At 68.1% G+C, this 13,695-nt stretch carries 9 protein-coding genes; 1 reads left to right on the top strand and 8 read right to left on the bottom strand.

Translation table 11 applies throughout. From position 1 onward, the window contains the following. Nucleotides 1-7 precede the first annotated feature (7 nt). The 6 genes from cyoB to HNR51_RS11405 form a co-directional block, all read right to left on the bottom strand. Nucleotides 8-2,011, bottom strand: coding sequence for a cytochrome o ubiquinol oxidase subunit I (gene cyoB, locus HNR51_RS11430; RefSeq protein ID WP_182555028.1), 2,004 nt, complete (start codon nucleotides 2,009-2,011; stop codon nucleotides 8-10). Between the two features lie 39 nt (nucleotides 2,012-2,050). Beyond that, nucleotides 2,051-3,193 (bottom strand): ubiquinol oxidase subunit II, encoded by a 1,143-nt coding sequence (cyoA, locus tag HNR51_RS11425; protein ID WP_041371743.1) that lies wholly within the window; start codon nucleotides 3,191-3,193, stop codon nucleotides 2,051-2,053. 110 nt (nucleotides 3,194-3,303) lie between these two features. Then, nucleotides 3,304-4,638 carry an MFS transporter gene (locus HNR51_RS11420; protein ID WP_041372174.1) on the bottom strand — a complete coding sequence of 445 codons (1,335 nt, stop codon included), beginning with the start codon at nucleotides 4,636-4,638 and terminating at the stop codon, nucleotides 3,304-3,306. Between the two features lie 361 nt (nucleotides 4,639-4,999). Further along, a complete protein-coding gene (locus tag HNR51_RS11415) occupies nucleotides 5,000-8,071 on the bottom strand; it encodes an efflux RND transporter permease subunit (protein WP_182555027.1) in 3,072 nt (1,023 codons plus the stop codon). A gap of 39 nt (nucleotides 8,072-8,110) precedes the next feature. After that, nucleotides 8,111-9,241, bottom strand: a complete 1,131-nt coding sequence (locus tag HNR51_RS11410) for an efflux RND transporter periplasmic adaptor subunit (protein WP_182555026.1) — start codon at nucleotides 9,239-9,241, stop codon at nucleotides 8,111-8,113. A gap of 8 nt (nucleotides 9,242-9,249) precedes the next feature. Next, nucleotides 9,250-10,416, bottom strand: a complete 1,167-nt coding sequence (locus HNR51_RS11405) for an efflux RND transporter periplasmic adaptor subunit (protein WP_182555025.1) — start codon at nucleotides 10,414-10,416, stop codon at nucleotides 9,250-9,252. A 225-nt stretch (nucleotides 10,417-10,641) separates the two neighbouring features. Here HNR51_RS11405 and HNR51_RS11400 point away from each other — a divergent pair, with 225 nt between their 5' ends. Beyond that, nucleotides 10,642-11,202 carry a TetR/AcrR family transcriptional regulator gene (locus tag HNR51_RS11400; protein ID WP_182555024.1) on the top strand — a complete coding sequence of 187 codons (561 nt, stop codon included), beginning with the start codon at nucleotides 10,642-10,644 and terminating at the stop codon, nucleotides 11,200-11,202. 114 nt (nucleotides 11,203-11,316) lie between these two features. On the opposite strand, the gene HNR51_RS11395 is transcribed toward HNR51_RS11400, so the two are convergent. Both HNR51_RS11395 and HNR51_RS11390 read right to left on the bottom strand, forming a co-directional pair. Beyond that, a complete protein-coding gene (locus HNR51_RS11395; RefSeq protein ID WP_012456554.1) occupies nucleotides 11,317-12,027 on the bottom strand; it encodes a response regulator in 711 nt (236 codons plus the stop codon). A 1-nt stretch (nucleotide 12,028) separates the two neighbouring features. After that, the gene (locus HNR51_RS11390) at nucleotides 12,029-13,189 is read right to left on the bottom strand and encodes a sensor histidine kinase (RefSeq protein ID WP_239681488.1); all 1,161 of its coding nucleotides are present in this window, start codon (nucleotides 13,187-13,189) and stop codon (nucleotides 12,029-12,031) included. Nucleotides 13,190-13,695: the final 506 nt, after the last annotated feature.

Raw genomic sequence — 13,695 nt, 5'->3', positions numbered from 1 at the left:
ATGCTGCTCAGACCCGCGCCGCCAGCGCCTCGGTCCGCCGCTGCTCGGTCCGGGCGACCGTGTCAGCGGGGATGTAGAAGTCGCGGTTGTAGTTGAAGGTGTGGCCGATCGCGACGACGAGGGTCGCCACGAAGGCCAGGGCGGCAAGCCACCAGATGTACCAGATCATCGCGAAGGAGAAGGCGATGCTGATGGCGCCCAGGATCACGCCGGTGGCGGTGTTCTTGGGCATGTGGATCGGCTTGTAGCCCGAGATGGGGCGCTGGAAGCCGCGGGCCTTCATCTCCCACCACGCGTCGAGGCCGTGCACCACGGGCGTGAAGGCGAAGTTGTAGTCCGGCGGCGGCGAGGAGGTGGCCCATTCCAGCGTCCGGCCCTGCCACGGATCGCCGGTGACGTCGCGCAGCTTCTCGCGGTTTTTGATCGAGACCGCGAACTGGACGATCATCGCCCCGATGCCCAGCGCGATCAGGCCGGCGCCGATGGCGGCGACGACGAACCAGGGCTGGAGCGAGGGATCGTCGAAGTGCTGGGCGCGGCGGGTGACGCCCATCAGGCCGAGCACGTAGAGCGGCATGAAGGCGACGTAGAACCCGATGGTCCAGAACCAGAAGCTGACCTTGCCCCAGAACTCGTCGAGGCGGAAGCCGAAGGCCTTCGGGAACCAGTAGTTCACGCCGGCGAACATGCCGAACAGCACGCCGCCGATGATCACGTTGTGGAAGTGCGCGATCAGGAACAGCGAGTTGTGCAGCACGAAGTCGGCCGGGGGCACGGCGAGCAGCACGCCGGTCATGCCGCCGATGACGAAGGTGACCATGAAGCTCACGGTCCACAGCATCGGCACGTCGAACCGGATGCGGCCGCGATACATCGTGAACAGCCAGTTGAAGATCTTCGCACCCGTCGGGATCGAGATGATCATCGTCGTGATGCCGAAGAACGAGTTCACGCTGGCGCCCGAGCCCATCGTGAAGAAGTGGTGCAGCCACACGAGGTAGGACAGGATCGTGATGACGACGGTCGCGTAGACCATCGAGGTGTAGCCGAACAGGCGCTTGCCGCAGAAGGCGGAGGTCACCTCGGAGAAGACGCCGAAGGCCGGCAGGATGAGGATGTAGACCTCCGGGTGGCCCCAGATCCAGATGAGGTTGAAGTACATCATCGGATTGCCGCCGAGGTCGTTCGTGAAGAAGTGCGTGCCGACGTAGCGGTCGAGCGTCAGCAGCACGAGAACGGCGCCCAGGATCGGGAAGGCAGCCACGATGAGCACGTTGGTGCACAGCGAGGTCCAGGTGAAGATCGGCAGCTTCATCATCGACATGCCGGGCGCGCGCATCTTTACGATGGTCGCGACGAGGTTGATGCCGGACAGCGTCGTGCCGATGCCCGCGATCTGCAGGCCCCAGATGTAGTAGTCGACGCCGACCCCCGGACTCATGTCCGCACCGGAGAGCGGCGGATAGGCGAGCCAGCCGGTGCGGGCGAACTCACCGACGAACAGCGAGATCATGATCGTGACCGCGCCCGAGACCGTCATCCAGAACGAGAAGTTGTTCAGGAATGGGAAGGCGACGTCGCGGGCGCCGATCTGCAGCGGCACGACGTAGTTCATCAGGCCGGTGACGAAGGGCATCGCCACGAAGAAGATCATGATCACGCCGTGGGCGGTGAAGATCTGATCGTAGTGGTGCGGCGGCAGGTAGCCCTCGTTGGCGCCGAAGGCGATCGCCTGCTGCGAGCGCATCAGCAGCGCGTCGGCGAAGCCGCGCAGCAGCATCACGAGCGCGAGCACCACGTACATGATGCCGATCTTCTTGTGGTCGACCGAGGTCAGCCAGTCGCGCCAGAGCGGGCCCCAGAAGCGGAAATAGGTGATGGCGGCGAGCACCGCGATCCCGCCGATGGCGACGCCTGCGAAAGTGACTTGCAGGATCGGCTCGTGGAACGGGATGTCCTCCAGGGTGAGGCGCCCGAGCAGCAGGTGCTGCAGGTCCGTGTTTGCGAACATGGAATGAGGCTCGTCCGTGAATCCTGAGGCGGCGACGGATCAGTTGTTGGTCTGGTCGGGAGCGGAGTGGCCTTGGCCACTCCCCTCGTGGGTCTTGTCGGCGTCGGGCGACTCGCTCTTGGGCGCGCGGTGCGAGGCGGGCGTCGTCGCGCCCGGCGGCTCGTCGCCGCGCTGCGTGTGGCGGTTGTCGTACTGGAGCCGCTCGGCGTTCTCGCGGCTCTCCTTGCCGGCGCCGCCCTTGGCGTCGATGGCCATCATCTCGTGCATGCACATCTTGCCGGGCACGGCGCACATGCCGACGATCTTGTCGAAGAGCCCGTCGGCGAACGAGGAATAGTAGGTGACGGGCACCCGCTCGCTCGGGCGCTCGAGTTCAAGATAAGCATCGCGGGTCAGGTCCGAACCCTGCTGCTTCACTTTGGCAACCCACTGGTCGAAGCCGTCGCCCTCAAGCCCGTGGAACTTGAACGTCATGCGCGAGAAGCCGCTGCCGCTGTAGTGCGAGGACAGGCCCTCATACTCGCCGGCCTTGTTGATCACGGCGTGGAGCTGCGTCTGCATGCCCGGCATGGCGTAGATCATGCCGGCGAGCGCGGGGACGTAGAAGGCGTTCATCACCGAGGAAGCGGTGATCTTGAACTGGATCGGCCGGTTCACCGGCGCGGCCAGCTCGTTGACGGTGGCGACGTTGTATTCGGGGTAGAAGAACAGCCACTTCCAATCGAGGGCGACGACCTGCACCTCCAGCGGCTTCACATTCGCCGCGACCGGCTTGCCGGGCTCGATGCGCGAGAGCGGCCGGAACGGGTCGAGGGTGTGGGTGCTGATCCAGGTCAGCGCACCCAGCGCGATGATGATCATCAGCGGCGCGGTCCAGATCACCACCTCGAGCCCGGTCGAGTGGTCCCAGTCGGGATCGTGGCGGGCCGCGGTGTTCGAGGCGCGGTAGCGCCACGCGAACAGCAGGGTCAGCACGATCACCGGAACGATGATGAGCAGCATCAGGCCCGTCGAGGCGAGGACGAGGTTGCGCTGCTGCATGGCGATGTCGCCGGAGGGCTGCATCACCACGAGGTTGCAGCCGGCGAGAAGGCCGAACAGCGGCAGCAGGACAAGGCTCCGCAGGATCCGGCGCGCGGAGCCGGCCCCGGCACGGGCTCTCAATGAACGGTCGGCGGTCATGGCCACGAATCTTCGTTCCATCGCAAGGGCCGCGCGGGTCTCTGGCCCGCACGGCAACGATACGGTTCGGCTTCCGTCGGCGGGCTTGGCCCGCCGGCGAAAGGAAAACATCACATCTGGCGCATCTCGGAGCGGTCGAGCGCGAGGGCGAGCAGCGTCGCCAGCGCGCCGGACAGCAGGTACACGCCGACCATGGCGAGGCCGTATTCGGTCGAGAGGTACAGCACCACGAGGGGGGCGAACCCGGCGCCGAACAGCCAGGCGAGGTCGGAGGTGAGCGCCGCGCCGGTGTAGCGGTAGCGCGCCCCGAGCCGGGACGTCACCGCGCCGGCGGTCTGGCCGTAGGACAGGCCGAGCAGCATGAAGCCGATATTGACGTAGATCGTCTGACCGATGGCGTTCTCGCCGAAGATCAGCGGCGCCAGGATGCTGCCGCAGGCGAAGACGGCGATCAGCCCGGCGCTGATGAGCAGCACGTTGCGGCGTCCGATCTGGTCGGCGATCAGGCCGGAGGCGGCGACCGCGCCGGCGCAGATCAGGGCGCCGGAGAACTGCACCATGAGGAAGTCGCCGGCGGAGCGCTCGCTCGACAGGGCGAGCCACGCGATCGGGAAGATCGTCACGAGGTGGAACAGGGCAAAGCTCGCCAGCGGCACGAAGGCGCCGATCCACACGTCGAGGGCGTGGTGGCGGGCGAGGTCGACGACGCTCACGGGCTCCAGCCGGCCCTTGTCGAGCAGCCGGGTGAATTCCGGCGTCGCGACGAGGCGCAGGCGGGCGAACAGGGCCACCACGTTGATGGTGAAGGCGCAGAAGAACGGGAAGCGCCAGCCCCAATCGGTGAAGTCGGCCTCGGTGAGGTTGACGACGAAGAAGGCGAACAGGGCGCTCGCCACCATGAAGCCGATCGGCGCGCCGAGCTGCGGGATCATCGCATACCAGCCGCGGCGCTCCCGCGGCGCGTTGAGCGCGAGCAGCGAGGCCATGCCGTCCCAGGCGCCGCCCAGCGCGAAGCCCTGCGCGACGCGCAGCGCCGCGAGCAACTCGATGGCGACGGCGCCGATCGAGTTGTAGCTCGGCAGGAAGCTGATCGCCGCGGTCGAGCCGCCGAGCAGGAACAGGGCGGCGGTGAGCTTCACCCCGCGACCGTGCCGCTTGTGGACCCACATGAAGAAGATCGACCCGATCGGGCGGGCGACGAAGGCGAGCGCGAAGATGGCGAACGAGTAGAGCGTCCCCTTGAGCGGGTCGGCGAAGGGGAAGAACACCTTCGGGAACACCAGCACCGAGGCGATGCCGAACACGAAGAAGTCGAAATATTCCGAGGCCCGCCCGATCACCACGCCGAGCGCGATGTCGTTGGGGCTGACGTCGTGGTGGCTCATGGCCACCTGCGCGTCGCGCTCGAGCGGGTGGGAATTGGCCGTGGCGTGGTCGGTGGTCATCGCGGGCAGCCGGCTCGCCTGAAGGTACATCGAGGCCGCCGCCTTGCCGCGGCGTTCGGCACGTGCCTAGCGGATGGGTTGACATCCGCAAAGAGAATTTGGCGTCGCGGAGGGTCGCACAGGCCCGCCATGCAACCAGAGCAGAGATTGTACATTTACGCGCGTACTGGACGCGAATCCCCGCGCGAACTGCATAATAGGTCAGGTGGGATCACCGAATCCGCCTCCTCCGATGGTCGGAAAACCATCATAGGGCATTCGGCGATTCTCTTCGTCGTCTGTTCACGAACGCGGATCGCGAGCGTGGCGGATGCGCCGTGCGCGTCCGCCGCACCCGCCTGCGGGCGCTGTAACCGGCCGCTCAGTGGCCGGCGGCCGGGCGCGGCGCGGTGCCGCGCGGCGGCGGCTTGATCCGGTACCAGCCGACATAGAGGGCCGGCAGGAACAGCAGCGTCAGGGCGGTCGCCGCCAGGATGCCGCCGATCATCGCATAGGCCATCGGGCCCCAGAACACCTCGCGGGCGATCGGGATCAGGCCGAGGCTCGCCGCCGCGGCGGTGAGCAGGATCGGCCGCATGCGGTGGCGGGTGGCTTCCACGACGGCGTCCCAGGGGCTCAACCCCTCGGCCTCGCATTCCTCGATCTGGCTCACCAGAATCACGGCGTTGCGCACGATGATGCCGATCAGCGCCAGGATGCCGAGGATCGCCACGAATCCCATCGGCTTGTCGAAGAGCAGCAGGGCCGGCACCACGCCGATCAGGCCGAGGGGCGCGACTGAGAACACCAGAAAGAGCTTCTGGAAGCTCTGGAGCTGGATCATCAGGAAGAAGGCCATGGCCAGCAGCATCACCGGCACCACGGCGGCGATCGGCCCCTGGCCCTTGCCGGCCTCCTCGACCGCGCCGCCGGTCGCCAGCGTGTAGCCCTCCGGCAGCGCCTTGATGTAGGCGTCGATGGCGGGCTGGAGCGCGGCGACGACGGTCGGCGGCTGGGTCGCGTCGTTGATGGTGGCGCGCACGGTCACCGTCGGCACCCGGTCACGGCGCCAGACGATCGGCTGCTCGAGGTCGTAGTCGATCTTGGCAAATGCCAGGATCGGCACGACCGAGCCGTTGGAGAGGGCGACCTGGAGACTCTGGAGCGTGTCGAGCGAGGTGCGCTCGACGGTGCGGGCCCGGCCGACCACGTTCACGAGGTAGATCGAATCGCGCACCTGCGTGATCGCCTGACCGCCGACGATGCCGTTGAGGATGCCGGCGATGTCCTGGCTGGTGACGCCGAGCTGGCGCGCCTTGTCCTGAAGGATCTCGACCCGCAGCACCTTGCCGGGCTCGTTCCAGTCGAAGGTGGGCACCGCCAGCCGCCTGTCGGTGGCAACCACGTCGGCGAGGGTGAGCGCGAGGCGGCGCACCTCCTGCACGTCCGGTCCGGAGAGGCGGTACTGGATCGGACGCCCGACCGGTGGGCCGAGGTTGAGCGGCTGCACCAGCACATCGGTGCCGACGAAGTCGCGCCGGCCGATCCGCTGCAGGCGCTTGATTACCGCGTCGCGCACCTCCAGGGACTTCGTGACGATCACGACCTGCCCGAAGAAGGCGTTGGCGAGTTGCTGGTCGAGCGGCAGGTAGAAGCGCACTGCGCCCTGGCCGACATAGGAGGACCAGCGCTCGATATCGGGGTCGTCCTTCAGGTTCGCCTCGAAGCGGTCCATCTGCACCCGCGTCTCGGCGATGGTCGCGTTCTGCGGCAGGGTCAGGTCGACGAGCACCTCCGAGCGGTCGGAGGACGGGAAGAACTGCTGCTGCACGTGGCCCATCCCGACCACCGCCAGTCCCATCAGGACCACGCAGGCGATCACCGTGATCCAGCGCAGCCGCATCGCGACGCGCAAGGTCGCCATGAAGGCGCGGGTGAACAGGCCCTGCTTCTCCGAATGGTGCTTCATGGTCTTGGGCAGGATGGTGACGCCGAGAAGCGGCGCGAACAGCACCGCGACCACCCAGGAGACCAGCAGTGAGGCGGCGATCACCACGAACAGCGAGTAGGTGTACTCGCCCGCCGACGAGCCGTTGAAGCCGATCGGCAGGAAGCCCGCCACCGTCACCAGGGTGCCGGTGAGCATCGGGAAGGCGGTGGAGGTATAGGCGAAGGTCGCCGCCTTCTTCAGGTTGTCGCCGAGTTCGAGGCGGGCCACCATCATCTCGACGGTGATCATCGCGTCGTCCACCAGCAGGCCGAGCGCGATGATGAGCGCGCCGAGCGAGATGCGCTGCAGCGTCACGCCCATGATCTGCATGACCACGAAGACGATGGCGAGCACGAGCGGGATCGAGACCGCGACGACGAGCCCGGCGCGCAGGCCCAGGCTGACGAAGCTCACCACCAGCACGATGACGACGGCCTCGACCAGTGCCTTGGTGAAGCCGCCGACCGCCTCCTCGACGATCTTGGGCTGGTCCGAGACGAGGTGGATGCCGACGCCGATGGGCAGCTTGCCTTCGATGACGTGCATGCGTTCCTTCAGATCCTCGCCGAACTTCAGGAGGTTGGCATTGGGGCGCATGGCGATGGCGAGCCCGATCGCCGGCTGGCCGTCGACGCGGAACAGGGCGGCCGGCGGATCCTCGTAGCCGCGGGAGATCTCGGCGACGTCGGCGAGGCGGAAGAAGCGGTCGTTGAAGCGCAGGTTGACGTTGCGCAGCGAGTCTTCGGACGTGAACTGCCCGCTCACCCGCAACGACACCCGTTCCGGGCCCGCCTGGACCACGCCGGAGGCGGCCACCGCGTTCTGCGATTGCAGCGCCTTGATCAGCGCCTGGAGGTCGATGCCGTAGCCCGCGAGTTTGCGGGTCGAGAAGTCGAGATAGATCGTCTCGCCCTGCACCCCCATCAGCAGGGTCTTGCCGATATTGGGCACCTTGAGCACCTCGGTGCGCACGCCCTCGACGTAATCGCGCAATTGCCGGTGGGTCAGGCCGTCGGCGGTGAAGGCGTAGACGTTGCCGTAGACGTCGCCGAACTCGTCGTTGAAGTTCGGGCCCTGCACCCCTTGCGGAAAGGTGTGCTGGATGTCGCCGAGCCGCTTTCGCACCTGATAGAAGGCGGGCTGGATCTCCTCCTTCTTCGTGGTGTCGCGGAACTGCACGAAGACCGTCGCCTGCCCCGGCGTGGTGTAGCTGCGCACGTAATCGAGCGCGTTGATCTGCTGGAGTTCCTTCTCGATCCGGTCGGTGACCTGATCGAGGGTGTCCTTGATCGTGGCGCCGGGCCAGCTCGCCTGCACCACCATGGTCTTGATGGCGAAGGGCGGATCCTCCTCGCGGCCGAGCCGGGAATAGGCCATCACGCCGGCCACCAGGCAGACGAGCATCAGGAACCAGACCAGCGAACGGTGGCCGAGCGCCCAGTCGGAGAGGTTGAAGTCCTTCACGCGCGAAAACCCTTGCAGCTTGTCTTGCCGGTTTCCGGCTCAGTTCCGGTCGTCGGCCAGACGGACGGCCTGGCCGTCGCGCAGGGAGTGGACGCCCGCCACGACCACCCGCTCGCCGGGTTTCAGCCCCGTGCGCACCGCGATGCGCCCGTGCCGGTCCGGCCCGTCCCCGTCGAGGGTGACCTCCCGGCGCGCGACGTGCCGCTCAACCTGCCGCTCGCCCGCCTCCGCGTCCCCCGGCTGAGCGGCCTCCGGCACGATCCAGACCGAGCGGCGCCCGTCCGCATCGAGGAGCGCGGTGGCGGGCAGGACGAAGCGGCGCTCGGTGTGCCGCTCCAGCGCGACGGTGATGGTGGCGCCGAGCCGGAAGGCGGGGCCCGGCTCCTCCAGGGTGAGGCGGACGCGCCGGGTGCGGGTGCCCGATTCGGCGAAGGGCGCGACCTCGCGCACCCGGCCGCGGGCGGTGATCTCCGGTGCGCTCTGGAGCACGACGGTGAACAGCCCGTCCTTGGGCATGGCGCCGGCCAGGGTCTCGGGGATGTCGACCACCGCCTCGCGGGTCTCGGGCCGGGCCAGCGCCACGATCCCCTGCCCCGGACTCACCACCTGCCCGATCTCGGCCAGGCGCTGGGTGACGACCCCGTCGAAATCGGCGTGCAGCTCGGTGTAGCCGATCTGGTCGCGGGCCTTCTGCAGGCTGGCCCCGGCCTGGGCGAGGCGGGCCTGGGCGGTGTCGCGCCGGGCCACTGCCGCGTCGAGCTGGGCCTGGGTGACGTTGCCGCCCTCCATCAGCCGCCTCGTGCGCGCCTCGGTGGCCGTCGCGTTCTCGGCCTGGGCCTTGGCATCGGCGAGTTCCGCCTCGGCGCGGCTGAGATCGAACCGCGACACGATCGGATCGAGGGCGGCGAGGCGATCGCCCTTCTTCACGACGTCGCCGACGGTGACGTCGCGCGCCACCACCCGTCCGCCGATCTGGAAGCCGAGCTGCGACTGGTAGCGCGGCTCGACCGTGCCGGCGAAGGGGCCGAAGATCTCGCTGTCGGTGGGCTGCGCCAGGGTGGTCAGGACCGGCCGCACCGGCGGCGGCGCGGGCGTCTCCTGCGACGGCTGGCAGGCCGCGAGCGAACCGGCGCCGGCAACGACGGCGCAGACACGAAGCACCCGCCTCATCGTCGGCCTCATCGTCCGCCCTCCCCCGCCGCGGATTGCGTGGGGGCCCGGCCGGCGTCCTGCGCCGCCAGCGCCACGCGCTGGCCGGGACGCAGGAACTGGATGCCGGCGGTCACCACCGTCTCGCCGGGCTCGACGCCGGCCTTCAGCACGATGTCGTCGAAGCCGTAGCGGTCGATCTCGATGCGGCGGACCGAGACCGTTCGCGCGGCGCTGTCGTAGATCCACACCGCCGGGCGGTCGTCGTAGCGGTAGAGCGCCGACCAGGGCAGCACCACCGCCTCGCGCGAGGCGAAGCGGCCCCGGCCGATCACCACGGCGCCGAGCGACATCGCGGGCGGCGTCCGCTCCAGCCCGACCTTGACCCGCACCGTGCCGCTCGCCGCATCCACCGTCGGCGAGATCTCGCGGACATGGCCCGTCGCCGCCACGGCGGGATCGGATTGGAGCGTGATGTGGATCGTCTTGTCGCCGGGCGGATGGGCGGTGAGCGCCTCGTAGACGTTGAACACCGCGTCGCGCGGTCCGTCCTGGGCCAGCACCATGACCGCCTGGCCCGCCTGCACCACCTGCCCCACCTCGAAGGTGCGGCTCATGACGATGCCGGGCACGCCCGCGCGCAGCTCGGTGTAGGAGAGCTGCTCCTCGGCGGTGCCGAGCGCCGCCCTGGCCGAATCGACTGCGGCCTGGGAGGTGCGCAATTGCTGCTCGGCGTTGTCGTAGGAGGGCCGCGTGGTATAGCCGCCGCTGATGAGCTGCTTCTGCCGCTCGAAGGTCACCTTGGCCTGGGTGAGCTGCGCCTCCGCCGAGACCAGGGCGGCGCGGGCATTGTCGAGATTGGCCCGCTGGGTCAGCGGCTCCAGCACCGCGAGCACCTGATCGGCGCCGACGTGATCGCCGACCTCGACCCGGCGTTCGGCGACCTTGCCGTTGGTGCGGAAGGCGACGTTGGTCTGGGCCTGGGCCTGGATGTCGCCGGTGAGCACCACGTCCGAGGTGACGGGCCCCTTCGTCGCCTTCACCACCCGCACCAGCACGAGAGAGGGGTCTTCCGCCTCCGGAACGGCGGGCGCGGCCGGTGCCTCCCCCGGCTGCGCCGCGCGCGCGAGGACAGGCGCGACGAGAGCCGAGAGGACGACCGTGGCGGCGAGGACGGAGCGGAGCCCTGGGGACATCGGCCGAGTTTCCGGGCGGCGGGGACGAGGCGTGCGGCCGTATTCCGGCCGGGTGGCTTTCGCCGTGCAGGCTTATCGCCTATCGTACCGACCGTCCAGACGGTTTTTAAGCTCGCCTGCCTCGGAAGACCTTTCCGGTCCCGCCGGAAAGCCGATGTATGGCAGTGATTTAGGGCGAGGTGCCGGTTATGGTGCCCTGGACGGCGTGAGGGAGCAGGGGCGACCATGTCGCAGAGGACGCGCAGCCGGCGCGATGACCGTGCGGGAGTGATTCTCGACGCGGCGGGCGCGGTGCTGCGCCGGGGCGGCGGGCGGGCGCTGACCATCGACGCGGTGGCGGCACAGGCGGGTCTGAGCAAGGGCGGCGTGCTGCACCATTACGCTTCGAAGGACGCGCTGATCCTCGCCCTCGTCGCCCGCAAGCTTGCGGAGCTGCGCAGCGGGATCGCCGCCTGCGAGGCGGAGCATCCGCCGGGGCCTGCGGGGCTGGCACTCGGCATGATCGAGCACCTGCGCCGCAGTTATTGCGAGGAGGACGAGTTCACCCGCGCCCTGCTCCTGGCCTCGGCCGAGAATCCGGAGGCGCTCGCCGATTATCGTGCCTTCGTGGCCGAGCGGCTGGCGCGATTCGATGCGGCGAAAGGGCCGTCGGGCGTCGGCGCGGCGTTGTTCTTCGCGCTGCTCGGCATCGTGATGGGCCGGACCCTCGGCTTCCACGATCTGAGCCAGGGGCAGGTCGAACCGCTGCTGGGCGCGCTGGAGCGCGCGGCACGAGAACTCGACTGAGCAGCAACCCGGCTGAAATGGCGCACCGAGAGCGGAATCGGGCGCATGATCGGGTCATGGACGGCTTCGAACGGATCTGGAGGCGTCGAGAACGAAACGGTGTTTTTGAAAAAGTCACACCAAGGATGGTGGCCGATCCGACGAAAGTCGCTTATTTTCGGTCTCAAGCCAGCCCTGTCCGAGGGCGTAGCGGACGATGCTGGCGCGGGAACGGAGACCGAGCTTCTTGCAGCCGCGGATCTTGTAGGTATCGACCGAGGCCACCGAGATCGAGATGGCGAGGCTGACCTCCTTCATCGTCAGGCCGAGGGCGATGAGCCGGAGCACCTCGCGCTCCCGGGCGGTGAGACCGCCCTCCTCACCGGGCTGGGGGACGGGTGGGCCGGCCTCCGTGCGGCTGGCAGGAGCAGGCGGAGCGCGCATCTCGGCATCGATGTAGCGACCGCCGGAGACAACCGCCTCGATCGCCTCCAGCAGACTGGTGCCGGCGGAACGCTTCAGGACGTAGCCTTGGGCGCCCGCGCTCAGCGCCTCGTCGACGAAGGCCAGATCCTCGTTGACCGTGAGGAAGATGATGTGCGCCGCGGAGCCCGCCTCGCGCAGCGCACGCGCCACCGCGAGGCCGCTCAGGCCGGTCATGGTGATGTCCATGACGACGACGTCGGGGCGCGTCCGATGCACGAGGTCGAGGGCGTGCCGGCCGTCGCTGGCCTCTCCGACGACCTCGATGCCGGCCGTCTCTCCCAGCAAGCCGCGCACACCGCTTCTAAAAATCGGGTGATCGTCGATCAGGGCAACCCTGATCCGTGTCTTCGCCGTTCCCACATCATCCCCCTGTTATCGGCGTCATCGGCAAACGTGCCAAAATCGTGGTCCCGCCGCCGGGAGACGATTCGATCACGAGCGTCCCTCCGAGCAGCGTCAGCCGCTCGCGCATGCCCGTGAGTCCGAACCCGCTCTCCGCGCGATGCTCTTCCGTCATGGCCTCGGCCGCTAAGCCGGGCCCGTCGTCCTCGACCGCCAGGGTGACGCCGGCCTCCGCGTATTGCAGGGTCACGGAGACGTGGCGCGTCCCCTGCGCGTGCTTCACCACATTGGTGAGCGCCTCTTGGACGAGCCGGAAGATCGTCACCTCGATCTCCGGCGTCAGAGGCGTCCGTGTTCCGGAAAGCTGGAACTCGATGGCGATGCCGCTCTGGTCGGACCATTCGCGCACCAAGCCGCCGAGGGCGAGGGTGAGGCCGAGTTCGGTCAGGGTGCCCGGGCGCAGTTCCCGGACCACCTGCCGGAGGCTGGCGGAGATCGCATCGACCTGCTTCAGCATCGCCTCGACTTCCGTCGGCGAGGGCGCGCGCCGCAGGCGGTCGAGACGGAGCTTCAGCCATGCAAGCTGCTGGCCGGCCTCGTCGTGCAGCTCGCGGGCGAGGCATTCCCGCTCCGCCTGATGCGCCCGGTAGAGTCGGGCCAGGACCGCGTCCCGGTCGCGCTCGGCCCGGGCGCGGGCCTGCGCGGTGCTGCGCAGGTTCGCGAGCAGCAGGTCGCGCTCGCACAGCAGCGTCTGCAGGCGCTGCTGATAGCGCTCCCGCTCGGCGAGTTCACGCCGCAGCCTGACCGCCTCGCTCGCCAGAAGGTTGAAGCGCGTGTCGCGCGCGGGCAGCAGCCGCAGCAGGACCAGCGGATCGATGCTCTCCCGGTTCAGGCGGCAGCCGTGGCAGCGGTAGCGCCGCACCCCTGTGCCCCGCTTGAGCGCGATCACGCCGGGCACCGGCGTCCGCGTCGCCCTGGCCCGGGTCAGGAACGCCGTCGACGCCTTGCCGGCGATGTGGAGCCGGGCGGAATCCACCTGCGTCAGGAGTTGGCGGGCGGGTGCGTTGGCGTAGGCGACGGATCCGGACCGGGCAACGATCAGGATTGGATCGCCGACCGCTTCCAGAGCCCGTTCCGCCTCCACCGTCAGCGGAGACGGACGAGCCGCCGTCGTTGCCACGCCCTGATCCATCGACGGAGGCCCTCGACGCGTCAGCGGCTTCGCACACTTAACTGCGTCGTTCTATCATATGAGGGACTCATTAAAACAGGTTCGGGGCGATTTCGGCGTGCTCGTGCGCACGCCGGCATCTTGGTCGAATCGAAGTCGGCTGCCGCGATTACTGAAGACATCGACGCCCCCCTCACCTTCGGCAACCGTGGCAGGATGATCCATCCGAGTTATAATCGGAGCATCAGATCAATTCCGCCCGAGCCACCGTAGGATTGTAGGATAGGCTTCCGCTGCAGCGCGGTATATAACAAAAGAGGTTCGCGGATACCTAATTGTTGATAGTCCGAAGGTCGTATTCAATCGATGACCGGAGGCCAATCGCAAGTTGCCGTCTGAATGCGCTGCTGAGTCGATAGTACAAAATAATTTGCGCCTATATAGGGTAATCTCTTGAGGGTAACTTGTTGCCTGCGGCCTGTATGCTAGGCATTAACCGGTTCGCATCCTGCGGT

The organism is Methylorubrum thiocyanatum, assembly GCA_014138645.1.
GTDB classification, from domain to species: domain Bacteria; phylum Pseudomonadota; class Alphaproteobacteria; order Rhizobiales; family Beijerinckiaceae; genus Methylobacterium; species Methylobacterium thiocyanatum.
This window is presented reverse-complemented; position numbering and strand designations above follow the sequence as displayed.

Coding starts and splice junctions, on each gene's coding strand:
- cyoA (WP_041371743.1), bottom strand. CDS start 3,193: ATGACCGCCGACCGTTCATTGAGAGCCCGTGCCGGGGCCGGCTCCGCG.
- HNR51_RS11420 (WP_041372174.1), bottom strand. CDS start 4,638: ATGACCACCGACCACGCCACGGCCAATTCCCACCCGCTCGAGCGCGAC.
- HNR51_RS11400 (WP_182555024.1), top strand. CDS start 10,642: ATGTCGCAGAGGACGCGCAGCCGGCGCGATGACCGTGCGGGAGTGATT.
- cyoB (WP_182555028.1), bottom strand. CDS start 2,011: ATGTTCGCAAACACGGACCTGCAGCACCTGCTGCTCGGGCGCCTCACC.
- HNR51_RS11405 (WP_182555025.1), bottom strand. CDS start 10,416: ATGTCCCCAGGGCTCCGCTCCGTCCTCGCCGCCACGGTCGTCCTCTCG.
- HNR51_RS11410 (WP_182555026.1), bottom strand. CDS start 9,241: ATGAGGCGGGTGCTTCGTGTCTGCGCCGTCGTTGCCGGCGCCGGTTCG.